Origin of the sequence: Rothia sp. HMSC061C12, assembly GCF_001815755.1 — a bacterium.
GTDB lineage: Bacteria > Actinomycetota > Actinomycetes > Actinomycetales > Micrococcaceae > Rothia > Rothia mucilaginosa.
This window is the reverse complement of the sequence record NZ_KV821880.1, coordinates 153,030-177,157: the sequence shown is the minus strand read 5'-3', so window position 1 is coordinate 177,157 and position 24,128 is coordinate 153,030. Positions and strand designations below refer to the sequence as shown.

The following is a 24,128-nucleotide window of genomic DNA, read 5'->3' as shown; positions in this document are numbered from 1 at the left end:
CAGAGGAGATAGCGTGAAGCAGACAAAAAGCACGGTGAGCAAGGCGCCCCGCGGCGCGGGTCTGCTCGGCGTAACCTCTTCTGCCGGTTCCTCCGTGCTGGGTTCTTCTGCTCTGGATTCTTCTAGCCTGGGTGCTTTCCACCAGGAGGCACAGACCCCGCTCCAGAAAGCCGTTGACCAGTACCTCATCCACCTGCGCGTGGAACGAGGAAGCAGCGAGCACACCATCGCCTCCTACGCGCGTGATTTGCGACGATACAGTGCCTACATGGCGACCCTCGGCGTCATCGACCCCGAACGCATCACCACCGCGCAGGTACGCTCCTTCATGCGGGAACTCGCCGCCCCCACCGTGCCCCTTGCCGGATTTGACGCAGGGGAGAAGAATAAGCAGAACGCGCAGGAATCTCAGGAAGCACAGGAAGAAGCCGCAGAATCGCTGGCACTGATGATCGCTTCCGAATCGGGGCGAGGTACTGGAAACGGGCGTGCCGGGCAGCCGGAGAAAGCCGGGGCGCCAGAAAAAGAAGCGCCAACCGCTGAAGGGGCACCGAACCTGCCCCTGCCCTTGGGTCCGAACTCCATCGCCCGCACCATGGCGGCAGTCCGCGGAGCACACGCCTTCTGGGTCTCCGCGCTCATTGTGCCCACCGACCCGGCGGCACCGGTCACCCCGCCCAAGAACGTTAAACGCCTACCCAAAGCAGTCAGCGTAGAAGACATCCAGCGGCTACTCGCCGTACCCGACCGCGAAACCGCAACCGGGCTACGCAACCGAGCCATCCTCGAATTCCTCTACGCCACCGGCGCACGCGTGAGCGAAATGCTCAATGCCGATATCGACGACGTGCACTTCGAAGGGACTCTCACCGATGAAGACGGCAACCAGATCACCCTGCCCGGCTACGTTCGACTCTTCGGTAAGGGAAATAAAGAACGACTCGTACCCATCGGAAGCTACGCCCAAAAAGCAATCCAAGACTACCTGGTGCGTGCCCGCCCCTCCTTCGTAGCGCACGGTAAAGGCACCGCCGCGCTCTTCGTCAACGGACGAGGCGGCAGACTCGGACGCCAAGGCGCCTGGCTCATCCTCAAAGAAGCCGCCGAAGCCGCCGGGCTCAGCTCCGACTTCTCACCGCACTCCATGCGCCACAGCTTCGCAACGCACCTGTTGCAGGGCGGTGCTGATATTCGCGTGGTGCAAGAACTGCTCGGGCACGCCTCCATCGCCACCACTCAGGTGTACACCAAGGTCACGCCCGAGGGGCTCATGGAGGTGTACCGCATGGCGCATCCGCGTGCCCACGAACGGGGATAAAACCCCGTCAATCCGCGGAACAGCCGCTCTTGAGGTAACCTTATAGACAACGCTTAAACTTTAAAACTTCGAATTCATTGATGAAGGTGAACCATTGACTGAAGCTCAGGCTCAAGAACTCGGCCCCACCGGTCGACCCCTGCGCGTATACCCCGACCCGGCTCCGCTGAGCAGCCACGGTCCCGCCCGCATTATCTCTATGGTGAATCAGAAGGGCGGCGTGGGTAAGACCACCTCCACCATTAACCTGGGCGCGGCGCTGGCAGAATGCGGCCGTAAGGTGCTGCTGGTCGACTTCGACCCGCAGGGTGCTCTCTCCGCCGGTTTCGGTGCGAACCCGCACGAACTGGACCTGACCGTCTACAACGTCATGATGGACCGCAAGGTCGACATCAAGGACGTCATCCTGCCTACCGGCGTGGAGAACATCGACCTGCTGCCCGCCAACATTGACCTCTCCGCAGCTGAAGTTCAGCTGGTCAACGAAGTGGCTCGCGAGCAGGTTCTCGCCTCGGCACTGCGCAAGGTCCGTGACGAATACGACGTCATCCTCATCGACTGCCAGCCCTCCCTGGGCCTGCTGACCGTCAATGCACTGACCGCTTCCGAAGGGGTCATCATTCCGCTGATTTGTGAGTTCTTCGCGCTGCGCGCCGTCGCACTGCTGGTCGACTCCATCGAGAAAGTTCAGGATCGACTGAACCCCGACCTCGAAATCTCCGGCGTACTTGCCACCATGTTCGATGCGCGCACCATCCACTCCAAGGAAGTTCTGGCACGCATCGTGGACGCATTCGGCGACAAGGTCTTCGACACCGTCATCAAGCGCACCGTGAAGTTCCCGGACGCATCGGTGTCCGCTGAGCCGATTCTCAGCTACGCCTCCAGCCACCCCGGCGCGGAAGCATACCGCCAGGTGGCACGCGAACTGATCTACAAGGGCGGCGCACGCTAAAGCCCCCACACCTATACGCCCTCTGCTGAGGTGACTCTCACTCTTGAGTCACACCGGCAGAGGGCGTATAATTGTGTGGATTCTAAAGACCCCGCACACTGCTTACGCCGAAAAAGTAGGCGAAGCAGAAGCCGCATCTGAGACGGCACCAACAAAGCCGGGGAGAATAAACCTAAGGAGAATAGGTCGTTTATGACCACGAACGTCGCTGCCGTGAGGGTACCGACACCGAACGCAGACACCGCCGCAAACGCCCGGACTGAGGGCCGCGGCCTGCAGAACCCGGAACGCGGTTTCACCCTCACCCTCAGTAATTTTGAGGGTCCCTTTGATCTTCTACTCACCCTGATTTCGCGCCGCAAACTCGACATTACCGAGGTGGCGCTCGCAGAGGTCACCGACGAGTTCCTCGCATACCTGCACGCCCTCTACGCTGAAGGCACCGAACGTGCACTCGACGAAGCCAGCGAATTTCTGGTCACCGCCGCAACCCTGCTGGAACTCAAAACCGCACGCCTGCTCCCGCAGCATCGTGAACCCCTCGAAGAGGACGTTGCACTGCTGGAGGCACGCGACCTGCTCTTCGCCCGTCTGCTGCAATACCGCGCGTACCGTGAAGTTGCCGATATTTTTGCTGAACGCTGGGCGCAAGAATCACAGCGTTTTCCCCGTGCGGTAGCCCTCGAAGAACGATTCGCCCAGGCGCTTCCCGAGCTGGTTTTCACCGGAGGCGCTGAAGAGTTCGCCCGCATCGCCGCAGCAGCACTGAGCCGAACCCCCAAAGAACCCGAACCGGAACCCGAAGAAATCGTTGAAGAACTCAACGAGCACCTGCACGTTCCGCTCACCACCATCGCGGCTGAAGAACACTACATTCTGCACAGCCTGCTCGATACCGCGGCGCGGGAACTGAGCTTCGCCGAACTGGTTCAAGGATCCGGCGAATTAGAAATCGCGGTGGTTCGTTTTCTCGCCCTGCTCGAGCTCTACAAAGAAGGCGCCCTGCACGTAGAACAGGACGCACCGCTCGGATCTGTTCGGGTACGTGCGAGCGCGAGCGCCGCACAATTCGTAATCCGCGAAGAAACTGCAGACACCGCAGGCACACAGGATGCGCACGAAACCAGTGGAGCACTTGAGTCATCCGAAGCGAACGAATCTGAAGCTAACACGGAACCGGTAAAGGAGGATTATGAGTAATCACGGCTCACGCTTTGACCGTGAATTCACCCCCGACGACCTTGCCATCGTGAACATGGGCTACTGGGATCCGAACGCAGACGAGGATTCGGAACAGACAGACTCGGTGCCGGTAGAGGCGGAAATCTCAAAGCCTGCTGAGGCGGACGCTGAGCCGGCTGAGTACGAGGTAGCGGCAGCTCCTCTGGATGAGGTGACCGAAGACGCTGAGGTTACCGAAGATGCGGAGGAGGCTGAAGCCGCTGAAACGGTAGAGGACTCCGATGGTTCCGACATTTCCGACAGCTCTGGGGAATCGCAGGAAACTGCATCCCGCGAGTCGAAGGAATCGGTAACGAAACCGGTAGCGAAATCGGCAAAGATTCCGGCGGGAGGCCCCTCCACCGCACCCAGTGTGGCGGTCGATGCCGAAGCCGAATTCTCCAAGGTCGAGGCAATCCCCGGCGGCGTCAAAAGCGCCATCGAAGCAATCCTAGCCGTTGCCGAAGCGCCCGTGAGCGTGCGTGAACTCTCCGCCGCGCTCATCGTCAGTGAACGAGCTGTTGAGCACTCGCTCGACCAGCTGTACCGCGAGTACAACGGCGAAGAAAGCGGCTACGGAGAAGACGAAAACCGGGTGGCGCCCGAACCGCGCGGATTCCAGCTACGGAACATCGCAGGAGGCTGGAAGCTCTACGCCCGCGACGACTTCGCCCCCTGGGTGGCACGCTTCGTGACCCGCTCCAAGAGCGCGACCCTCAGCAAACCCGCCTACGAGACGCTCGCCGTGATTGCTTACCGGCAGCCGGTGACCAGGGCGAGGGTAGCCTCCATTCGAGGCGTGAACGCGGACGCGGCAATCCGTCAGCTGCTCCAACGGCAGCTGATTCGTGAGGCGGGTCGAGAAGCCGGAAGTGGCGCGACCCTCTACGAAACCACGGAGCTGCTGCTGGCGAAGCTCGGGTTGAACTCCCTGGAGGAGCTACCGGCGCTCGCGCCCTTCCTGCCCGATGACACGGAAGCCGCAGTGCTTGCCGAGGGCAACGACTAAGACAACGAATCAATAAGACGAACGAACGTTCTGGAAAAGCCTGAAACGTTCGCACTATACGACAGAAAAGAGAAGAACACCATGGCATATGGAAACTCCTCCCGCGGCGGCCGCTCTGCATCCGGTCGCCCCCAGAACTCCCGCGGTGGCCGTCCCGGCGCTGCTCGTCCCGGTCAGGGCGGTAAGCCCGGTGCTAAGGGCGCATCCGCACGCGGCGGTCGCCCCGGCGCACCGAAGAGTGGCGCAGGCAAGGGCGGCGCAAAGGGCTTCGGCGAGAAGAAATTCGGTGACAAGAAGTTTGGCGAGAAGAAGTTCGGCGCAGGCCGCGCAGGTTCCGGCCGAGGCCGCGGTACCGAACTGCCCAAGCGCGAACGCCGCGCACCGGGCCGCCCCTACCGCTCCGGCGAAGCCTTCGCAAACGAGCGTGGCGAATACCGCGTCAGCAACTACGCTGGTCCGCACCGCCCCCGCCGCCCCCGCAACGCCCCGGTAGACCACTACGAGTTCTACGACCACGACGGCGTGCGCCTGCAGAAGCTGCTGGCTCAGGCCGGTGTGGCATCCCGCCGCGTCTGCGAAGAAATGATTACCGAAGGCCGCGTCACCGTCAACGGTGAAGTCGTGACCGAGCTGGGCGTGCGCGTGGACCCCTCCAAGGTGACCGTGCAGGTGGACGGCATGACCGTTCAGACCAACGACAAACTCGTCTACATGGCATTCAACAAGCCCGCCGGCGTGGTCTCCACCATGGAAGATCCCGAAGGTCGCCCCTGCATCTCTGACTTCCTGCGTTCCTCCATGAGCGAGCGCGTGTTCCACGTGGGCCGCCTGGACGTCGAAACTGAGGGTCTGCTGCTGCTGACCAACGACGGTGAACTGGCGAACCGCCTCACCCACCCCTCCTACGAGGTGCCCAAGACCTACCTGGTGCAGGTTCCCGGCCCGATGGAGCCCGGCGTCGGCGCAGCCATGAAGAAGGGCATTCGCCTGGAAGACGGCGTGACCCGCGTTGACGAGTTCAAGCTGGTGGACTCCACCCCCGGCCACGTGCTCGTTGAGGTGACCATCCACTCCGGTAAGAACCGCATCGTGCGCCGCCTCTTCGACGCCGTCGGCTACCCGGTTGAGCGCCTGGTCCGCGTCGAGATGGGCCCGATCCGTATTGGTTCGCAGAAGCAGGGTACCGTCCGTAACCTCTCCAAGGTCGAGATCGGTCACCTGCTCGCTTCGGTGGACATGTAATAACGCTAAGGAGTTGTCATGAGCTCGCCCGCTGAGCTTTCCGCATCTGAGCTGCCCATGGACTCAACACTGACCGGGCCGGTGCTCATTATCGGCTCGGGTCTGCTGGGTGCCTCCATTGGTTTGGGGTTGCGTGCGGCAGGATGCGAGGACGTGTACGTCCAAGATATTTCACCCACCGCCGAGGCTGTGGCGCAGGATATCGGTGCCGGTACAAGCATCTCCACACTGTCGGAGGAGGAGCGCGCCGCCCTCGCCCCGCAGCTGGTGGTGGTGGCTGCGCCTCCGGATAGTGCCGGTGCCGTGTGCGCTCGCGCGTTGAACACCTATGCGCCTCGACCGGAGGCGGGCTACCCCGGCGCCGTGGTGACGGATGTTGCCTCGGTGAAGGTGCAGCCGCTGGCTGATGTGCTTGCCTCGGGTGCGGATGCGTCCCGTTACGTGGGTTCGCATCCGATGGCTGGGCGTGAGAAGTCGGGCCCGGTGGCTGCTCGCGGTGAGTTGTTTCAGGCGCGTCCGTGGATTATCTGCGAGCACGATTCGGTTCGCCCGGAGTGCGTGCGTCTGGTGCGTTCTGTGGCGGTTGAGCTGGGTGCGATTGTGACGTCTCTGAGCGTTGAGGAGCATGATCAGACGGTTGCTCTGATTTCGCATGTGCCGCAGGCGATGAGCTCGCTGTTGGCTTCGCGTCTGCAGGACACTCCGCTGTACGCGCTGTCCCTGGCGGGTCAGGGCCTGCGCGATACGGTGCGTATTGCGGCTTCGGACCCGACGCTGTGGGTACAGATTTTTGCGGCGAACGCTGACCCGATTGTGAAGACCCTCTACGGGGTGCGTGATGACCTGAACCGCCTCATCGCGACGCTGGAGAACCCGACGGCATCCGGCGCTCGCCTGGATTTGGCGCAGCTGATGAGCGAAGGTAACGCGGGTGTGAGCCGTATTCCGGGTAAGCACGGTACGGCGCCCGCCGCGTTCGCGAAGATGACGGTGCTGGTGGACGATACCCCCGGCACGCTGGCTCGTTTGCTTGCCGAAATTGGTGAGCTGGGCGCGAACCTTGAGGATTTGCGTCTGGAGCACTCGACGGGCGCCCCGGTGGGTATGGCTGAAATCTCGGTCAATCCGTCTATTCATGAGGCGCTGGTCCGCGATTTGTCGGCTCGCGGTTGGCGTGTTGTGAAGTAGAGTTAAAGCTGTATTTTCCGGCATAAAGTTTGAGACGAATTTTAAGGAGTGCTGATGCACGAGAACCCTAAACTGACGATTGCTATTGACGGTCCCTCCGGCTCCGGTAAGTCGTCTGTGTCTAAGGAAGTTGCGCGCCACTTTGGTCTGGCGTACCTGGACACCGGTGCAATGTACCGTGCCGCAACCTACCGTGTGCTGGAACTTGGCATTGACCTGAACGACGCTGAGGCGATTGCGAAGGCTGTCGAGGAGATGCCCCTGGTGTTCGGTACGAACATTAAGGAAGAAGAGATTCTGATGGGCTCGGCCGATATCCGTGAGGAGATTCGTAGCGAGCGCATTTCTTCGGCTGTGTCTGCTGTGGCTTCGGTTCCGGCGGTTCGTGAGCACCTGATTGGCCTGCAGCGTTGGATGATTGACCACGCTATTAACGGCATGGTCGCTGAGGGCCGCGACATCACCACCGTGGTCGCCCCCGATGCTGACGCGCGCATCCTGCTGACTGCTTCTGAAGAGGTGCGCATGGCGCGCCGCGGCCTGGAGAACTCCGAGAAGTCGGGCGCTTCGGGTGATTTGAGCAAGCAGATCGCTGAGCGTGATGCAAAGGACTCGAAGGTCAATAACTTTATGGAAGCTGCCGAGGGCGTGACCCTGGTGGACAGCTCGGATCTTGATTTTAATGCGACGGTCTCTGCAGTGATTAACGCTGTGAATGACCAGTTGAAGGCGAAGCGCGCGGGCTAGGCCCCGCCGAACGCTGGGGGAGTGGTGCATCCGCTCCCGATAAGACGTTGAGCCGCGCTCGCGTGCCGACTATTTGGTTGGGCGCGGGGGCGGGTAGAGAAAGGAATGCGCATGGCTGAGGACGCTATCCGCGACGATTACGAAGAGAAGTACCTGGGCGGTGGCGAGGACGACGTTACCGAGCGCCTCGCTGAGATTGATGATGAGACCGCTGACCAGCGTGCTCAGGCTCTGCTTGAGGGCCTTGAGGACTACGACCTGGATGAAGAGGACCGCGCCCTGCTGGGTGCTTGGGGCTTTGACATTGAGGAAGAGGAAGAGCAGCTCGCTGATCCGGTAGTGGCGATTGTTGGCCGCCCGAACGTGGGTAAGTCCACCATCATTAACCGTATTCTGGGCCGCCGTGAAGCGGTGGTTGAGGATAAGCCGGGCGTGACTCGTGACCGCGTGTCCTACAAGGCTGAGTGGCTGGGTAAGAGCTTCACCCTGGTTGATACCGGTGGTTGGGAGTCTGACGCTCGCGGTATTGATGCTCAGGTTGCTGAGCAGGCTGAGATCGCTGTGGAGCAGGCCGACGTTGTGGTCCTGGTGGTGGATGCCCGCGTGGGTGTGACCGCTTCGGACGAGCAGATTGTGCGTATGCTGCGCCGCGTGAAGAAGCCGATCATTCTGATTGCTAACAAGATTGACGACGCTCACCTGGAGCCGGAGATTTATAACCTCTGGTCGCTGGGTATGGGTCAGCCGTTCCCGGTCTCGGGTCTGCACGGCCGTGGCCTGGCGGATGCTCTGGACGAGATCCTTGAGGTTATGCCGGAGCACTCGCAGTTCGCTCAGCCGGAGGCGCTGGGTGGCCCGCGTCGTGTGGCTCTGGTAGGTCGCCCGAACGTGGGTAAGTCGTCGCTGCTGAACAAGCTGGCTGGTTCTGAGCGTGCCGTGGTGAACGACCTGGCTGGTACGACTCGTGATCCGATTGACGAGATTATTGAGCTGGGCGGCTACCCTTGGCGTTTTGTGGATACCGCGGGTATTCGCCGTCGCCAGCACATGGCTAAGGGTGCGGAGTTCTACTCTTCGCTGCGTACTCAGACTGCTCTGGAGCGTTCTGAGGTTGCCGTGGTGCTGCTGGATGTTTCCGAGCCGATCTCTGAGCAGGATGTGCGTATCGTGCAGACCGTGATTGATTCGGGTCGTGCGATGGTCCTGGCGTTCAATAAGTGGGATACCCTCGATGAGGATCGCCGCGACATGCTTGAGCGCGAGATTGAGCGCGACCTGGCACACGTGCAGTGGGCGCCTCGCGTGAACATTTCGGCGAAGACCGGCTGGCACAAGGACAAGCTGGTGCCCGCCCTGGAGCACTCGCTGGAGTCGTGGGATTCGCGTATTCCGACCGGTCGCCTGAATGCGTTCCTGGGCGAGATTGTTGCCGCGCATCCGCACCCGCTGCGTGGCGGTAAGCAGCCGCGTATTCTCTTTGGTACTCAGGTGTCTTCGCGTCCGCCGAAGTTCGTGCTGTTTACTACCGGTTTCTTGGATCCGGGTTACCGCCGCTTCATTATGCGTCGTCTGCGTGAGACTTTTGATTTCACGGGTACTCCGATTGAGATTTCGATGCGTGTGCGTGAGCGCCGCTCCCTGGGTGAGCGTCAGAGCGCGAAGGCTAAGAAGGGTAAGGGCGGCCGCCGCTAGTAGCGGGGGTGTCTGCCTGATGCCGTGTTGCTGGGCTGGCTCCCTTGCTAGGCTTGTGCTAGGCTTGGCTCCCGCGCGCTGGATTCTGTGCGGAAAATCTGCACGAAAAATCCGTGAGGAAAAGATTTTTAAGATTTTTTCTAAAAATAGGGATTCTGGCTTGCGCGGGGGTTAAAAGCCCGGTATAGTTATTCGAGTGTTCAGGGGAAACCTTGAAAACAATATCGTGAATAACGAATCGGGTTGTGGCGCAGCTTGGTAGCGCACTTGACTGGGGGTCAAGGGGTCGCAGGTTCAAATCCTGTCAACCCGACAGATAAAGCTCCGGAAGGTTTTCCTTCCGGAGCTTTTTGTATGCCGTTTAGTGGTTTTTGTTTTGCTTGCTTGGATGGGGAAATACGGGAGTCGGTGCCAAATACACGGCTGGAAGCACTGAAGGGCGCTCTCTTCCTTGGGATGGCGGGGGAGGGGCCGGCATTGCACCTGTAAAGCGGTGGGTCTTTAGGTTAGTGTGCAATTATGAGCTTCGATCTAAATGTTGGAATATGCCCGATTTTGTGGGTGATGGGTGGTACATTGGGTACACAAGGAATCGCGTTTTAGCGGTCAGAAATTTTAGCTTTGGCACTGAATTTCCCTTGACAAATCAAGGAATATTTAGGTTTCTGTGACTAAAACACGACTTCATACACACTGAATTTCATAGCCGCAAAACCAACACGAACCCAAGTGAAGGCATATATCCCCAGAGGATAGCGCCCATAACGCATAAAACAGCTAGGTGCACGCACCTGCAACACACGGCACACACGCCGCCACAAGCGTCGCTGGGAAGGTTTTACGGCACAACTCGATCCCGCCCCCGTGGGCGTGGAAAGGAACGCAATAAACCATGTGGCAGCAAGTCTACGACCCGCTGAACTCGAGCGCGCTCTCCGCACTTGTAGCAGCAGTCCCGATTATTTTCTTCCTTCTGGGCCTCACCGTCCTGAAGCTCAGCGGTATTAAATCTGCCGTTATCTCCCTCGTTCTAGCTCTCCTCATCGGTTGCGCTATCTTCGGTATGCCCGTCACCGCAGGTGCAGGCTCCATCCTCTACGGTTTCCTCTCGGGCATGTGGCCCATCGGCTGGATCGTTCTCATGGCAGTGTGGCTCTACCGCATTTCCGTGCGTTCCGGCGGCTTCGAAATCGTTCGTTCCTCCATCTCCTCCATCTCTACCGACCAGCGCATCCAGATGCTGCTGATTGCATTCTGCTTCGGCGGCTTCCTTGAAGGTGCTGCAGGCTTCGGTATCCCGATTGCTATCTGTGCTGCACTGCTCGTGTCCCTGGGCTTCAACCCGCTCAAGGCTGCAATGTTCGCTCTGATTGCTAACGTGAGCTCCGGCGCATATGGCGCTATCGGTATCCCCGTGACCACCGCAGCAACCCGCGGCGGCGTGGACCTGCACGGTCTGTCCATCGAAATGGTCCTGGTTATCCAGATCATGGCAGGCCTGATCCCCCTGGTGCTCGTCGCTATTCAGGACGGTCTGCGCGGTATCCGCGAAGTCGGTCTGGTAGCTCTCATGGTCGGCGTTATCTACTCCGGTGGCCAGTCCGTTCTGCTCGCAACCCTGGGTAACCCCGAGCTCGTTGACATCATCCCGCCGCTGCTGGCACTGGTCGCTCTGGCACTGGTCATGCAGAAGTGGCAGCCCAAGCACATCTTCCGCGAGCCCACCGCTCCCTCCCTGGAAGAAGTTCAGGCGCAGCAGAGCGTCAAGCACACCAGCGGCGAAATCCTCAAGGCTTGGAGCCCCTTCGTCTACCTGTCCGTCGTGATTCTGCTCTGGTCCACCGCTCTGAAGCCCCTCTTCGCTGCTAAGGGCGCGCTCGGCTTCACCAACATCTCCTTCCCCCTGCCCTGGCTGCACCAGAGCATCTCGCAGGCGGCACCGATTGTTGCAACCCCCAAGCCTATCGACGTGACCTACACCTGGAACATTGTGGGCGCATCCGGTACCGCAATTCTGGTGGCTACCATCATTACCATCCTGACCTCCTCCATCAGCTGGGGTGAGGCTATCGAGGAGCTCGGCGGCACCTGGAAGCAGCTGCAGACCCCGATCCTCATGATCTGCCTGGTCATGTCCGTTGCTAACGTCATGAACTACGCGGGTATGATTACCTCCATCGCACTGGCTGTTGCCGCTGTGGGTGCTATCTTCCCGCTGCTGTCCCCGATCATCGGTTGGATTGGCGTGTTCGTGACCGGCTCTGTGGTGAACAACAACATCCTCTTCGCTGGCCTGCAGGCTACCACCGCACAGCAGATTGGCGTCAGCCAGACCCTGCTGGTTGCATCTAACACCGCCGGTGGTGTGATGGCGAAGATCGTTTCCCCGCAGTCCATCGCAATTGCAGCTGCTGCTGTGAACAGCGCAGGCGAGGAATCCAAGATTACCTCCATGGCGATCAAGTACAGTGCAGCTCTGCTGGCTGTCACCTGTGTTTGGGTTTATGTCCTGTCTCTGGTCGGCCTCTAAACAGCGTGAGAACCCGATGCGTGTAACCTACCTTCTCTGAAGGTAAGGTGCCCGCGACACGGTCTGTATCAAGCCCCCTTCTACTTCGGTAGGAGGGGGCTTTCGCATTTCTGTATTTGTGCGCTGGGGAGGAGGTTCGCGGCTAAGGAGCGCAATTATGCACATAAGTTTCATTTGTGCACACTTAAGGTCACCCTATCCTGAAGTCTCGAGGAAGACCTGTTAGCTTAGACAGATAAAGTCAAGAGCACCTAGTGAGAGGGAAAGGTTCCGCTCACCGCCGCCGCGCCCCGGTATATGGCCCCGGTATATGGCCTCGGCATATCGCCACGTCATACAACCAAACGCCCGGCAGCTCAAGACCATCACGCTTCACCGATGGACCCATCCACGACGCAAGGACCGGGGCCATCGGTTTTTATGCGGCCTAATGCTTCCATACAGCGCAGGCGCCGTACCGGAAGAAGCGACCGCTAATACACACAGACCGAAAGGAACACCCGCCCCAATGTGGCAGCAAACCTACGACCCGCTAAACGCACCGGTGCTCTCCGCACTGGTTGCCGCAGTGCCCATCATTCTCTTCCTGCTGGGCCTGACCGTCCTGAAACTCAGCGGCCTCAAATCAGCGCTGCTGACCCTCGGCACCACCCTCATCATCGGCTGTGCCATCTTCGGCCTGCCCATCACCGCAGGTGCCGGTTCTATCCTCTCCGGCTTCCTCTCGGGCGCATGGCCCATCGGCTGGATCGTACTCATGGCGGTGTGGCTCTACCGCATCGCCGTGCGCGCCGGTAACTTCGACATTGTGCGGGCATCTGTCTCCTCCATCTCGAACGATCAGCGCATCCAGGTGCTGCTGATTGCCTTCTGCTTCGGTGGCTTCATCGAAGGCGCGGCAGGCTTCGGCATCCCGATCGCTATCTCTGCTGCACTGCTGGTATCCCTGGGTTTCAACCCCCTCAAAGCATCCATGCTGGCGCTGGTAGCCAACGCCGCATCCGGCGCATACGGCGCTATCGGCATTCCCGTGACCACCGCAGCTAAGGTCGGCGGCCTGGACACCGCGCACCTGTCCGCAGGCATGGTTCCGGTACTGCAGATCTTCGTCGCCTTCGTGCCGCTGCTGATGGTCGCAATCCAGGACGGTATGCGCGGCATCCGCGAAGTCGGTCTCGTAGCGCTCATGACCGGCGTGATCTTCTCCGGCGGTCAGGCAGCTATCCTGACGCTGCTCGGCTCGCCCGAACTGGTCGACATCATCCCGCCGCTGCTGTCCCTGGTAGCACTGGCGCTCGTGATGCAGAAGTGGCAGCCCAAGCACATTTACCGCGAACCCACCGCACCCAGCCTCGAAGAAGCCCAGGCGCAGCAGAACGTCAAGCACACCGGCGGCGAGATCGTTAAGGCGTGGAGCCCCTTCATCTTCCTCTCCGCAACCATCCTGCTCTGGTCCACCGCACTGAAGCCGATCTTCGCAACCACCGGTCCGCTTGGCGCCGCAACCCTGGCGTTCCCCATCCCCGGCATTCACGAAGCCATCACCACCGGTGCCGGCAAGACCGTGACCGCGATGTTCTCCTGGAACATCCTTGGTGCTTCCGGCACTGCAATTCTGGTGGCGGCACTCATCACCATCCTGACATCGAAGATCAGCTGGGGTGAAGCCTTCGAAGAACTCGGCGGCACCTGGAACCAGCTGAAGATGCCGATCCTCATGATCTGCCTGGTCATGTCTGTCGCAAACGTGATGAACCACGCCGGTATGACCACCTCCATCGCTCTGGCGCTCGCAGCAGCCGGCCCGGTCTTCCCGCTACTGTCCCCGATCATCGGTTGGATTGGTGTGTTCGTGACCGGCTCCGTGACGAACGCTAACGTGCTCTTCGCGGGTCTGCAGTCCACCACCGCAGCCCAGATTGCTGTTGACCCGACCCTGCTCGTGGCCGCAAACACCGCCGGTGGCGTGATGGGTAAGATCGTCTCCCCGCAGTCCATCGCAATCGCGGCGGCGGCAGTAAACAGCGCCGGTGAGGAATCGAAGATTACCTCCATGTCCATCAAGTACAGCGCTATTCTGCTGGGCCTGGTCTGCGTCTGGTCCTTCGCTCTGTCGCTCATGATGGGCTAAAGGCCGATACCGGATTCGGCGTCACCCCGCATAAGAAACCCCTCGAGGAGAACCCTGCACTTTCTCTGCAGAAGACGAATCGAGGGGTTTCACGCATATTCAGGGAAGTTTCAACAGACCGGGAAGAGGCGTAGAATTACTTCTTGTGCTTGCTCCCGCATGATTCTGCACATCACCACAGATTGTGCTCCAGAAGAAAGACCGGGCAGGTGCCTCATAGAACACCTACTACTCAAGGAGAAACAATGCAGGCGCTCGCAACGATTACTACTGTCTTTGCCTTCGTAGCAATTGCTATTCATGTCTACATCTGGATTATTGAATCCTTCCTCTGGACTAAGCCCAAGGGCCGCGAAACCTTCGGAATGACCGAAGAATTCGCCGAGTCTACCAAAGAGATGGCGGCAAACCAGGGCCTGTACAACCTGATGCTCGCCTGGATCGCCGCAACCGGTCTGCTGGCTTTCTGGTTCGGCTCCCCGCAGGTGGGCGTGGCGCTCATGTTCGCAGGCCTGGGCTCCATGGCGATTGCCGGTGTCTACCTGTTCCTCACCTCCCCGGATAAGCGCAAGCCGGCACTGATTCAGCTGACCCCGCCGCTGCTGGCGCTGATTTTCCTCTTCGTGATGATCTAACCCTGTGGCGATCTAATTCAGAGCGGAACCTCTCAACGTATAGAAGCCGCGTGCTTACTTCTACGAAGTGGCGCGCGGCTTTTCTGCGCCCTTGCACGCAAGCACGCCAAGCGTGGGGAGCTTAGGGCGAGGGGGCTTAGGTAAAGAGCCCCGAACAGCCTCGCCGATGCGAGTCCACCAGGTGCGCGTTGACCATACCGACCGCGCACATAAGCGCATAGGCGGTCACCGGACCCAAGAACACACCTCCTAGAGCTTTAAAAGATTTGGCAAGAAGCGCGGACTCGGGTGTATCTGTCGGGATATCCTCCAGGGTATGCGGCGCGATAGTCTCGTGTGGCGCGAAGGACCACAGCCACGCCGGCAGCCCGCCCGGTACACGTGTGCCGTCGGATAGGGTGCGCTCGCGCATCCGTTCCAGATCCTCGAAGCTCAGGGTGCGAACCCGACGGCGGCGAGTGTCTGCCGCCTCGCTGCTATCCTCTTTGGCCGGGGTAGAAGAGGGCGCGATAAGGGGAAGATGAATATCCTCCGCGGAGGCGTCACGCGGCGTGGCGGCAAGCTCACGCATCCGAAGGGTCAGCCGTGCGTTGGAGATGACCGCGCGAATCTTCCGCTCGTTACGGATAATGTCTTCGTTCTGGAGGAGTCTCGCAACATCCTGGTCGGTGAACGCAGCCACGCGTTCGGGATCGAAGCCTTCAAAAGCGTGACGAAATGCCTCGCGGCGGGCAAGAATCGTTCGCCAAGAGAGTCCCACCTGAAAAGCCTCGAGGCTCAGGGCTTCGAAGAGTCCCCGCTCATCGGTGACGGGCATGCCCCATTCGGTGTCGTAGTAGTCGCGCAGAAGCTCATCGGTCACCCACGTGGGGTAGTTCGGGGTGTTTTCGAGGGGCTTGGCGGGAATGTTAGGTTGCGAGGTCACGGTTTCTCCTCTCTGAGATTGCTGAGCCGATCCGAGTGTTTCGGAATCATGTTCTACTTAAACAGTAGCCCTAGCGTGAGTAAATCGCAAGTATATTCGATTATATGTCGTGGTGCAGAGCAACGAAACCGAAAATAGGTACGACAGAGGGCAGAGCCCGCATCCGATGCACGCTCCGCCCTCTGACAAGTCTCAATCACCGCCGGGTGACATCGCTAGAAGAGCCGCGCCTCCCGCACCTCTTCCGGCTCCTCCAGATTGAGAAGGAACTGCTTACGTTCAACCCCGCCAGCGTAGCCAGTCAAACTACCATCAGCACCAATAACGCGGTGACACGGAATCATAATAGAAACCTTATTGCGGCCGACCGCCTGACCCACCGCCTGCGCCGGAGCACCGGGACCAACCGCACGCGAAATCTCACCGTAAGTGGTGGTGTACCCGGCAGGAACAGTCTTCAGATGCTCCCATACAATCAGCTGAAAATCGGTGCCCTCAGGATCTAGGGGCAACGTAAAAGAAGTGCGCTTGCGCTCAAAGTACTCGGAGAGCTCTGCCTCAGCACGCGACAGCAGCCGCGCCGCAGCATACTCACCGGTTGGCTCTTCCTCTTCCGCCGTGTTGTGCTCCCGTAGGTAGGTGACGGGATTCTCGATTAGTTCACCGAGCTCATGGGGGAGCGGAAAATGCGCCTGATCCTCGTACCAGATGCCCACAATCGCATCCGCACGGGCGGCAAGGTAGAGCACGCCGACGGGGCTCGAATAGCGAGTGTACCAGCGCGCGAGCGCTTCCGGCGGCTGCGGCGAATCGGTCGCTTTGGTCATGCTCTTCCTCGTTGGCTCGTAGGCGTGTATTGCAGATGGTATTAGAGGTAAATATCCCTTTCAACCATCATAGGGGAGGGGCACCTCCGTACCGTACCCGTAGCGGGTTTTGTCTATAACTGACCGCTATATATGAGATGTATGCACCGCCGTTGAAACATCTCAGGATGCCCGGTCAATTTTGTCTGAGCCCCAAGAGCTGGCATTCTGTGAAGTACACACCGATACACCGCAATTCAATACTCCGGCTTCTCCACCCCGCACCGGGTGGGGGATGACCTGTGTTTCTCGTACCCCAACGTTGGGTTCAACGACGACTGAAATTGCAAGGAGAAACATGGAAGACCTGAAAGACCTCCGCCGGGAACTCAAGGAAAACCCGGAGAGTCGAGAGCTCAATAACCGTTACGCGCAGGCGTGCCTCAACATCGCGAAAGAATACACCGTTATGTCCCAGGGGCATATCTTTATTTGCTCGCCCTCAGATTTTGAAGCCGTACAGTACGTCATGGACAAAATCCCTGACGCTTCGCTTCTAGACGGCGAAACTCTGGAGGAATACAAACGCCTGGACAGAGCCGTTACCCAAGCTCGTATAAATAGAGGTAGGCCCGGTAGCATGATGGGCATTTACTATGCCCTCATCCTTTTTATAGTGATGCCCATAATGGCGGTACCAATCATTGCGCTGTGGGAACTCAGCGCGGGGAGCACCTCAGACCACACCCGCAACCCGAGCTTCCTCATTTACCTGATTCCGGTCGCTCTCATTACCGCTGCGCTCCTCTGGGTTGGGTGGCTTGTTGAACGAATCCCCGGCTGGAAATATAACGCTCTGATAGTCCAGGAGAATAAAAAGGCAGAACTAGCCAGAGCCGAAGCTGAAGCGCGTCAAAGTACTGACCCGACCGCTGAGAAATAATCTTGAGTGCAGGGCCGGCCTCTGCCCCTGACCATAACGTAAATGTGCCGCCTCACCGGTATTGGTGAGGCGGCACATTTATGCTGTCTAGGGGATAAGAAGCTCGCTACTTAGCGGCTACTCCATCAGCGTTGCCCTCCGTGTGGTGCAGATGCGGCAGGTGAGTCGAATGCAGGTCGTGACCGAGCACATCGTGCGCATCCGGGTCCTCGTTCGGGAGCACGTGCGAGTACTTGGAGTAGTAGCGGTACAGTGCGTAGGCGCCAATCACAGTCAGTACGATAGCAACGCCCAGAGCCCACGGTACAGCTGCGGGAGAATACATGACAGAGAAGAGCACCAACAGCCAGGAGAGAGCAGCTGCAAGAACCGAAACGTTCATAGCAATAATTGCAAGCTTGCGGCGACGGACATCAACCATAATCGGTGCGGGAAACCCGCTCCCTCCTTCCAACGGAGCCTCTCTCCGTTCTCACGACCACCGGAAGGTGCCAGATGCATAACCAACCGCCATCTTCGGCGACCAGAATAGAATCAATAAGCCTATATATCTATGATACGGCGCTTGAAGTGGACATCAAAGGCAAACAAACGCTGTTAGACCAACCCCACACAACATGTAAACGGGTATCTCAACAAGGGGCATAAAACCAGTGATTTTTACAGCGAGAACTGCAACACGAAAAGCGAACCCCACTCATCGTTAATGCAGAGAACCTAGTAACAAGAGATAAAAGTCCGTCCGCCGCAGTACGTGAAGCACCGTGGCGGACGGAAACGTAAATAAAGTATCAGCGCGAACCGTCGACTCCTGTCAGGACAGCGCATGAATATGTCGCGTACGCGTCCTGTGCGGTACTGACACCTCACGAACAACACCGCGCCAGGTGACCGGCGGAAGATACCGAATTTACAAAAACCAACGGTACCCCAGCACTAATTTTTGTAGAAATTACGCCGCAATAAACGCTGAATTGAGCGTCATAAAACAGCGAAAAGCCCCGGCTGCTTCAACCCCATAGCGGGGGAGAAGCAGCCGGGGCGTCGCTAGTACGCGGGCCGTGCCGTTAGGCAACGGGTGCTGTGATTAGGCGGTCGGAACGTCCTCGTCAACCCACTCGAGGGTGCGGGAGACAGCCTTCTTCCACAGGCGGTACTGGCGGTCAACCTCTGCGGGCTCCATGGAGGGCAGCCAGCGCTTGTCCTCAGCCCAGTTGTCCACAACGTCCTGCTCGCCGCTCCAGAAACCAACAGCGATACCTGCAGCGTATGCTGCGCCCAGAGCGGTGGTCTCAACAACCTTCGGGCGGATTACGGGAACGCCGAGGATGTCAGCCTGGAACTGCATGAGGAACTCGTTAGCGGTCATGCCGCCGTCCACGCGCAACTCGGAGAGCTCAACACCGGAGTCAGCGTTCATTGCGTCCAGAACCTCGCGGGTCTGGAATGCGGTTGCTTCCAGCGCCGCACGCACGATGTGTGCACGGTTCACGTAGCGGGTCAGACCAACGATGACGCCGCGAGCGTCGGAACGCCAGTGAGGTGCGAACAGGCCGGAGAACGCGGGAACAACGTAGCAGCCACCGGAGTCCTTGACGGAGGTAGCCAGTTCCTCAGACTCTGCAGCGTGCTCAATCATGCGCAGGTTGTCGCGCAGCCACTGGATCAGGGAGCCGCTCATTGCGACCGAGCCTTCCAGAGCGTAGACGGGTGCTGCGTCGCCAATCTTGTATGCGACGGTGGTCAGCAGACCATTGTTGGAGAAGACGGGCTCGTTGCCGGTGTTCATGAGCATGAAGTTACCGGTACCGTAGGTGTTCTTCGCCATGCCCTTCTCGAAGCAAGCCTGACCGAAGGTTGCAGCCTGCTGGTCGCCGAGGATACCCGCGATGGGGGTGCCGCTGAGCAGACCGGTTGCGCGACCGAAGCCGTACACCTCGGAGGAGGACTTGATCTCGGGCAGCATGCTCATGGGGATACCCATATCTGCAGCAATCTGCGGATCCCATTCGAGGGTGCGGATGTCCATCAGCAGGGTGCGGGATGCGTTGGTTACGTCGGTGACGTGCACGCCGCCGTCAACACCACCGGTCAGGTTCCAGACCAGCCAGGTGTCGGTGTTGCCGAAGAGCAGGTCGCCGCGTTCTGCGCGCTCGCGTGCGCCTTCAACGTTGTCCAGGATCCACTTGATCTTGGGGCCGGAGAAGTAGGTAGAGAGGTTCAGGCCGACGATGTCGTGGTACTTGCCAACGCCCTCTTCGCCTGCGAGCTCTTCAACGATTTCCTGGGTGCGGGTGTCCTGCCAGACGATTGCGTTGTAGACGGGCTCACCGGTGTTCTTGTCCCACACGACGGTGGTTTCACGCTGGTTGGTGATGCCGACTGCAGCGATTTCGTGGTGGTTGACTTCGCCGTTTGCCATAGCCATTGCTACGACCTTACGGACGTTCTGCCAAATCTCGGTTGCGTTGTGCTCGACCCAGCCGGCCTTGGGGAAGATCTGCTCGTGCTCGAGCTGGCCCTGAGCCACGTTCTCGCCTGCCTTGTTGAACAGGATTGCGCGGGAACTGGTGGTGCCCTGGTCGATGGAGAGGATGTACTTGCGCTCGGTGTCGAGGGTTGCGGAGTGCAGAGAAGTCGTCATTGATTTTTCCTTAGAACAAAAGAAGGGGGGTATTAGAGAGGTTTAGAGGGGCAGGACTGCCGGAACAATCAGGCCGGCGAGGACTGCGCCGATAATCGGGCCAACAACCGGAACCCATGCGTAAGACCAGTTGGAGCCGGTCTTACCGGGGATGGGCAGGAAGGTGTAGGCGATACGGGGGCCGAGGTCACGTGCGGGGTTGATAGCGCAACCGGTTGCGCCACCGAGGTTCATACTGATGGATACAACGACCAGGGCAACAGCCAGGGGGCCGAGCTCGCTGGGGGTCTTACCGGATGCGATGATCCAGCCAATCAGGACGAAGGTGCCGATAATCTCGGTGAGCAAGTTCCAGCCGTAGGACTTGATGGCGGGGCCGGTTGCGAAGATGCCGAGGCGGTCGCCCGGGTCCTCATCGAAGTGCTTCTTGTAGGTGAGATACGCTCCGGTTGCGCCGGCCATTGCGCCGAGCATCTGAGCGACGATGTACAGGGCAATGTTGCCGGGGGTTGCGGGAACACCGGTCGCCAGGTCGCGGCCTGCGGTTGCCAGGCCAACGGTCACAGCGGGGTTCATGTGTGCACCGGAATGGAAGGAGAGGTACACGGCGGTGAACACTGCCAGACCCCATCCGAAGGTGATAACACCCCAGCCTGCGTCCTTAGCGTAGGACTTCTTGAGGGTCACTGCGGCACATACGCCGGCACCGAGCAGAATCAGGATGAAGGTACCGAAGAACTCGGAAGCGAAGATTCCGAGGGTGGTGGGGGCGCCGGATGCATCCACGAGAGCGGAAGAGCCGGCTGCAAGTACAGTTCCTGCGGAAGCAAGAAGAGACATTGATGCTCCTTGAAGACGAAGCGTCTGGAAGGCAAGCGAACCTTTGCTTGCGCATTCCCGTGCGTCCTCACCGCACGGGCGGATCGGGGCACAACGCTGTGCTGAAATGTGTAGCGGTTGCTACGAAAAATTGATAGATGTTTCTGGATGAGAAGCAGATCGTACCAGTGGGTTAACCCTGTATTTAGCTCGCTGCTTCTTATGCAGGGGATTATCGTAAACGGTTATTTAACCTCTCGTCCACCCCTCACCGAAAATATGAGATAACCCATGCTCGGTGAGGGGTGAACGGTCGGTTCGTACCAAATAATCGGTTACGAAAGGTATGTGTGGAATCTTTAAGGATTAGAGCTTCACACGAGGTGCCACGGGGGTGACAGCCTCAATCTTTGCCGATGCCTCAGCGTCGGTGGAGGTGGACTCCGCCTCGCGGATAGCCTGCACGCGTGCGGCGTAGAGGTCGCGCTCTTCCTTGACCTTCTTGTCGTCCCAGCCGAGCTCGGCACGCATGATGTCGAGGATTTCGTCTGCTGCTGCCAGGCCGCGGTCGCGCTGCTCGAGGTCGAGGCGTACGCGGCGGACCAGCACGTCCTCCAGGTGCAGGGCGCCTTCGTAGCGGACAGCGAAGACGACGTCTGCACGCAGGAACTGGGGTGCCTTAGCCAGGGGAGCACCGAGGGAGGGGTCAGCGTCGATGAGAGCGCCGAGGTCCTCAATCTGCGCGCCGTAACGCTCGAGCAAGTGGGTGATACGGTCCTCATCCCAGCCGTAACGCTCTGCGTAGCGTGCACGGTTAGCAGCGATTGCGTGGTAGCCGTCTGCACCGACCAGGCCGATGGTTGCGGTCACGGAGGGGTTCTGCTTAGCCTGCTCGCCCAGTGCGAAGTCGACAGCGTCGGCAGCCATGACACGGTAGGTGGTGAGCTTGCCGCCTGCGATGGCGCTCATGCCGGGTGCAACCTCGGTCACGGTGTGCTCGCGGGAAACCTTGGTGGATGCTGCGCCGTCCTTGACCTTGGGCTGCAGCAGCGGGCGCAGACCGGTGTAGGTGCCGATGATGTCCTCGCGGGTCAGCGGGTTAGCGATCAGCTTGTTGGCCTGCATCAGGACGTAGTCGATGTCCTTGCTGGTTGCGACGGGGCGCTCGCGGTCCTCGGCGTAGGGGGTGTCGGTGGTGCCGATGATCCAGTAACGCTGCCAGGGGATGATGAAGAGAACGGACTTCTCGGTCTTGGTGAAGATACCGCTGGTTGCGTTGATGCGGTCGCGGGGAACCACGATGTGGATACCCTTGGAAGCCAGAACCTCCAGGCCACCCTCGGGGTTAGCGAGGGACTCAGACTCTTCGGTCCACACGCCGGTTGCGTTGATGATGTGCTTTGCGCGTACGTTCAGGCGCTCGCCGGTCTCCAAGTCTGCCAGCTCTGCGCCGATGACGCGGCCGGATGCATCCTTGGTGAAGCCGACAACCTGGGTGCGGGATGCAGCCAGTGCGCCGTAGCCTGCAGCGGTGCGGACGACGTCGATGACGAGGCGTGCGTCGTCAACGCGTGCATCGTAGAACTGGATTGCGCCGCTGAATGCGGAGTCCTTGATGTCGGGGAAGACGGTCTTGGTGCCGGTCTTGGTGAAGTGACGCTGGGAGGGGACGCCCTTGTTGCCGCGGGAACCGAGGAATGCGAGGGTGTCGTACATGCCGATGCCGATTGCGGAGTATGCGCGCTCGATGACGGGCATCTTCAGGGGCCACAGGAAGGGCTGTGCGTGCACCAGATGGGGTGCGATCTTGTTCAGCAGCAGGCCGCGCTCGGTCAGTGCTTCGGTCACGAGCTTGAAGTCGAGGTTGTAGAGGTAGCGCAGGCCGCCGTGAACGAGCTTGGAGGACCATGCGCTGGTGCCTGCAGCCCAGTCGCCTGCTTCGACGATACCGGTGCGCAGACCGCGGGTTGCTGCGTCGAGGGCAATGCCTGCACCGGTGATGCCGCCGCCGACGACCAAGATGTCGAGTTCTTCGTTGACCATGCTCTTGAGCGCCTTGGCGCGGGACTCGGCGGTCAGCTGAGACTGCTGTGCAATGTGCTGGGAGCTCATGTACTGCTCTTTCCTGTATTGCCGCTTGTGCGGCGTGGGGGTTTCATCTTGCATTTAGTAAAACCCAATGGTGAAATAATAACCAAGCAGTATGAACGGATTTTCACTGGGGGTCTGTGGCAGATGAACGAACGCGCTAACCATACCTACGAGGCAGCGCAGCTTTACTACATTCACAACATGACGATGGACGCTATCGCGGCCCGTCTGGGGGTCTCTCGAGCCACTGTGTCACGTCTGCTTAAAAGTGCTCGTGAAAGCGGCATGGTGCAGATCCGTCTAGATGATTCCTTCCGTGCCCGCAGCGAGCTTGAGCGCCGCATCGGTGAGCGCTATAAGGTGCGCGTTACTCTCGTGAATGTCCGTTCGGATGCTACCCCCATTGCCCGTATGAGTCAGGTATCCCGTACCGCGGCGGCTCTCCTTGATTCCCTGATTGATAATGGAACGAGCCTGGGTGTGGCGTGGGGTTCAACGATGACTGAGATTTCTCGTCATCTGCCGCGTCGTCCTCTGAAAGGCGTGACTGTCGTGCAGATGAACGGCGCCGGTAATGCGCACCATTCGGGTATTCCGTACTTGGGTTCCTTGCTGGGGCAGTTGGTGAATGCCTATGATGCGCAGACTATCCATTTTCCGGTTCCCGCGTTCTTTGACTATGCGGACACGAAGACTGCCATGTGGCGTGAGCGTAGCGTGCAGAAGAATCTGCATGCCCAGCAGAATGTTGACCTCGCTATTTTTGGCGTGGGTGCTTTTGGTGGACCTATTCCTTCTCACGTGTATTCGGGCGGCTATTTTGAGGTGCAGGAGCAGCGTCAGCTGCGTGAGCTGGGCGTTGTGGGGGATATGTGCACGATTCTTCTGCGTGAGGACGGCTCGTGGGCTGATCTTGAGTTGAATAAGCGTGCGTCCGGTCCGACTCCGAAGGAGCTGGCTCGTATTCCGCGCCGTATTTGCGTTGCGTCCGGTACTCACCGTGTGCGTGCTTTGCGCGGCGCGTTGCGTACGGGCGCAATTACTGACTTGGTTCTTGATGATGCCCTGGCAAAGGCGCTCATGGAGAAATAGCTAAAAATAATCGCCGCGGGTATGAGAGTCCGTGGTGATGGGGTAAAGGGGCGCCTTGAATCTGAAAGGTAGTGCTTGAGAGCTTTCCAGGTGAAGATCTCAAGCGTCGCCTGAACAATGTTTCAAGGTGTCCTTTAGTG

The 24,128-nt window shown here is 59.4% G+C and carries 19 protein-coding genes and 1 tRNA gene; 14 read left to right on the top strand and 6 right to left on the bottom strand.

What is annotated here, in order from left to right; translation table 11 throughout:
* Window positions 1-13: 13 nt before the first annotated feature.
* From HMPREF3055_RS09000 to HMPREF3055_RS08945, 12 genes are all read left to right on the top strand, one after another.
* On the top strand, window positions 14-1,318 hold the full coding sequence (locus HMPREF3055_RS09000; RefSeq protein WP_070738879.1) for a tyrosine recombinase: 1,305 nt from the start codon (window positions 14-16) through the stop codon (window positions 1,316-1,318).
* 94 nt (window positions 1,319-1,412) lie between these two features.
* Complete coding sequence (locus HMPREF3055_RS08995) at window positions 1,413-2,273, top strand: ParA family protein (RefSeq protein WP_005506637.1); 861 nt, start codon at window positions 1,413-1,415, stop codon at window positions 2,271-2,273.
* Between the two features lie 192 nt (window positions 2,274-2,465).
* Window positions 2,466-3,473 (top strand): segregation and condensation protein A, encoded by a 1,008-nt coding sequence (locus HMPREF3055_RS08990; RefSeq protein ID WP_049350384.1) that lies wholly within the window; start codon window positions 2,466-2,468, stop codon window positions 3,471-3,473.
* Window positions 3,466-4,503, top strand: coding sequence for an SMC-Scp complex subunit ScpB (scpB, locus tag HMPREF3055_RS09160; protein ID WP_083313495.1), 1,038 nt, complete (start codon window positions 3,466-3,468; stop codon window positions 4,501-4,503). Before HMPREF3055_RS08990 ends, scpB begins: the two co-directional genes overlap by 8 nt.
* 81 nt (window positions 4,504-4,584) lie before the next feature.
* Entirely contained in the window at window positions 4,585-5,745 is a 1,161-nt protein-coding gene (locus HMPREF3055_RS08980; RefSeq protein ID WP_005507699.1) for a pseudouridine synthase, read from the top strand.
* 18 nt (window positions 5,746-5,763) lie between these two features.
* A complete protein-coding gene (locus tag HMPREF3055_RS08975) occupies window positions 5,764-6,933 on the top strand; it encodes a prephenate dehydrogenase (RefSeq protein ID WP_049356222.1) in 1,170 nt (389 codons plus the stop codon).
* Window positions 6,934-6,987: 54 nt separating this feature from the next.
* Window positions 6,988-7,680, top strand: a complete 693-nt coding sequence (cmk, locus tag HMPREF3055_RS08970; RefSeq protein ID WP_070690017.1) for a (d)CMP kinase — start codon at window positions 6,988-6,990, stop codon at window positions 7,678-7,680.
* A gap of 111 nt (window positions 7,681-7,791) precedes the next feature.
* Complete coding sequence (gene der, locus HMPREF3055_RS08965) at window positions 7,792-9,372, top strand: ribosome biogenesis GTPase Der (protein ID WP_070738878.1); 1,581 nt, start codon at window positions 7,792-7,794, stop codon at window positions 9,370-9,372.
* A 239-nt stretch (window positions 9,373-9,611) separates the two neighbouring features.
* Window positions 9,612-9,685, top strand: a tRNA-Pro gene (locus tag HMPREF3055_RS08960).
* A gap of 579 nt (window positions 9,686-10,264) precedes the next feature.
* Window positions 10,265-11,902 (top strand): L-lactate permease, encoded by a 1,638-nt coding sequence (locus tag HMPREF3055_RS08955; protein ID WP_070688925.1) that lies wholly within the window; start codon window positions 10,265-10,267, stop codon window positions 11,900-11,902.
* A gap of 508 nt (window positions 11,903-12,410) precedes the next feature.
* A complete protein-coding gene (locus tag HMPREF3055_RS08950; protein WP_070738877.1) occupies window positions 12,411-14,033 on the top strand; it encodes an L-lactate permease in 1,623 nt (540 codons plus the stop codon).
* A 245-nt stretch (window positions 14,034-14,278) separates the two neighbouring features.
* On the top strand, window positions 14,279-14,668 hold the full coding sequence (locus HMPREF3055_RS08945; protein WP_049340790.1) for a DUF1304 domain-containing protein: 390 nt from the start codon (window positions 14,279-14,281) through the stop codon (window positions 14,666-14,668).
* A gap of 136 nt (window positions 14,669-14,804) precedes the next feature.
* On the opposite strand, the gene HMPREF3055_RS08940 is transcribed toward HMPREF3055_RS08945, so the two are convergent.
* On the bottom strand, window positions 14,805-15,593 hold the full coding sequence (locus HMPREF3055_RS08940; RefSeq protein ID WP_049340787.1) for a DNA-3-methyladenine glycosylase I: 789 nt from the start codon (window positions 15,591-15,593) through the stop codon (window positions 14,805-14,807).
* Window positions 15,594-15,808: 215 nt separating this feature from the next.
* The gene (locus tag HMPREF3055_RS08935) at window positions 15,809-16,420 is read right to left on the bottom strand and encodes a methylated-DNA--[protein]-cysteine S-methyltransferase (RefSeq protein ID WP_049353021.1); all 612 of its coding nucleotides are present in this window, start codon (window positions 16,418-16,420) and stop codon (window positions 15,809-15,811) included.
* Between the two features lie 337 nt (window positions 16,421-16,757).
* Between HMPREF3055_RS08935 and HMPREF3055_RS08930 the strand changes: the two genes are divergently transcribed.
* Window positions 16,758-17,342 carry a hypothetical protein gene (locus HMPREF3055_RS08930; protein WP_070738876.1) on the top strand — a complete coding sequence of 195 codons (585 nt, stop codon included), beginning with the start codon at window positions 16,758-16,760 and terminating at the stop codon, window positions 17,340-17,342.
* Between the two features lie 106 nt (window positions 17,343-17,448).
* Here the strand turns inward: HMPREF3055_RS08930 and HMPREF3055_RS08925 are convergent, their stop codons facing one another.
* The 4 genes from HMPREF3055_RS08925 to HMPREF3055_RS08910 all read right to left on the bottom strand — a co-directional run bounded on the left by HMPREF3055_RS08925 (window position 17,449) and on the right by HMPREF3055_RS08910 (window position 22,917).
* The gene (locus HMPREF3055_RS08925) at window positions 17,449-17,763 is read right to left on the bottom strand and encodes an N-acyl-D-glutamate deacylase (protein ID WP_239662207.1); all 315 of its coding nucleotides are present in this window, start codon (window positions 17,761-17,763) and stop codon (window positions 17,449-17,451) included.
* 666 nt (window positions 17,764-18,429) lie between these two features.
* A complete protein-coding gene (gene glpK, locus HMPREF3055_RS08920; RefSeq protein WP_070738875.1) occupies window positions 18,430-19,986 on the bottom strand; it encodes a glycerol kinase GlpK in 1,557 nt (518 codons plus the stop codon).
* Window positions 19,987-20,028: 42 nt separating this feature from the next.
* Entirely contained in the window at window positions 20,029-20,826 is a 798-nt protein-coding gene (locus HMPREF3055_RS08915; protein ID WP_070738874.1) for an MIP/aquaporin family protein, read from the bottom strand.
* Between the two features lie 345 nt (window positions 20,827-21,171).
* A complete protein-coding gene (locus tag HMPREF3055_RS08910; protein ID WP_070738873.1) occupies window positions 21,172-22,917 on the bottom strand; it encodes a glycerol-3-phosphate dehydrogenase/oxidase in 1,746 nt (581 codons plus the stop codon).
* Between the two features lie 123 nt (window positions 22,918-23,040).
* Between HMPREF3055_RS08910 and HMPREF3055_RS08905 the strand changes: the two genes are divergently transcribed.
* On the top strand, window positions 23,041-23,988 hold the full coding sequence (locus tag HMPREF3055_RS08905) for a sugar-binding transcriptional regulator (protein ID WP_049359844.1): 948 nt from the start codon (window positions 23,041-23,043) through the stop codon (window positions 23,986-23,988).
* The last annotated feature ends 140 nt before the right edge of the window (window positions 23,989-24,128 follow it).

Coding starts and splice junctions, on each gene's coding strand:
- HMPREF3055_RS08930 (WP_070738876.1), top strand. CDS start 16,758: ATGGAAGACCTGAAAGACCTCCGCCGGGAACTCAAGGAAAACCCGGAG.
- HMPREF3055_RS08905 (WP_049359844.1), top strand. CDS start 23,041: ATGAACGAACGCGCTAACCATACCTACGAGGCAGCGCAGCTTTACTAC.
- HMPREF3055_RS08925 (WP_239662207.1), bottom strand. CDS start 17,763: ATGGTTGATGTCCGTCGCCGCAAGCTTGCAATTATTGCTATGAACGTT.
- HMPREF3055_RS08980 (WP_005507699.1), top strand. CDS start 4,585: ATGGCATATGGAAACTCCTCCCGCGGCGGCCGCTCTGCATCCGGTCGC.
- der (WP_070738878.1), top strand. CDS start 7,792: ATGGCTGAGGACGCTATCCGCGACGATTACGAAGAGAAGTACCTGGGC.
- cmk (WP_070690017.1), top strand. CDS start 6,988: ATGCACGAGAACCCTAAACTGACGATTGCTATTGACGGTCCCTCCGGC.
- HMPREF3055_RS08975 (WP_049356222.1), top strand. CDS start 5,764: ATGAGCTCGCCCGCTGAGCTTTCCGCATCTGAGCTGCCCATGGACTCA.
- HMPREF3055_RS08915 (WP_070738874.1), bottom strand. CDS start 20,826: ATGTCTCTTCTTGCTTCCGCAGGAACTGTACTTGCAGCCGGCTCTTCC.
- scpB (WP_083313495.1), top strand. CDS start 3,466: ATGAGTAATCACGGCTCACGCTTTGACCGTGAATTCACCCCCGACGAC.
- glpK (WP_070738875.1), bottom strand. CDS start 19,986: ATGACGACTTCTCTGCACTCCGCAACCCTCGACACCGAGCGCAAGTAC.
- HMPREF3055_RS08945 (WP_049340790.1), top strand. CDS start 14,279: ATGCAGGCGCTCGCAACGATTACTACTGTCTTTGCCTTCGTAGCAATT.
- HMPREF3055_RS08910 (WP_070738873.1), bottom strand. CDS start 22,917: ATGAGCTCCCAGCACATTGCACAGCAGTCTCAGCTGACCGCCGAGTCC.
- HMPREF3055_RS08950 (WP_070738877.1), top strand. CDS start 12,411: ATGTGGCAGCAAACCTACGACCCGCTAAACGCACCGGTGCTCTCCGCA.
- HMPREF3055_RS08990 (WP_049350384.1), top strand. CDS start 2,466: ATGACCACGAACGTCGCTGCCGTGAGGGTACCGACACCGAACGCAGAC.
- HMPREF3055_RS08955 (WP_070688925.1), top strand. CDS start 10,265: ATGTGGCAGCAAGTCTACGACCCGCTGAACTCGAGCGCGCTCTCCGCA.
- HMPREF3055_RS08935 (WP_049353021.1), bottom strand. CDS start 16,420: ATGACCAAAGCGACCGATTCGCCGCAGCCGCCGGAAGCGCTCGCGCGC.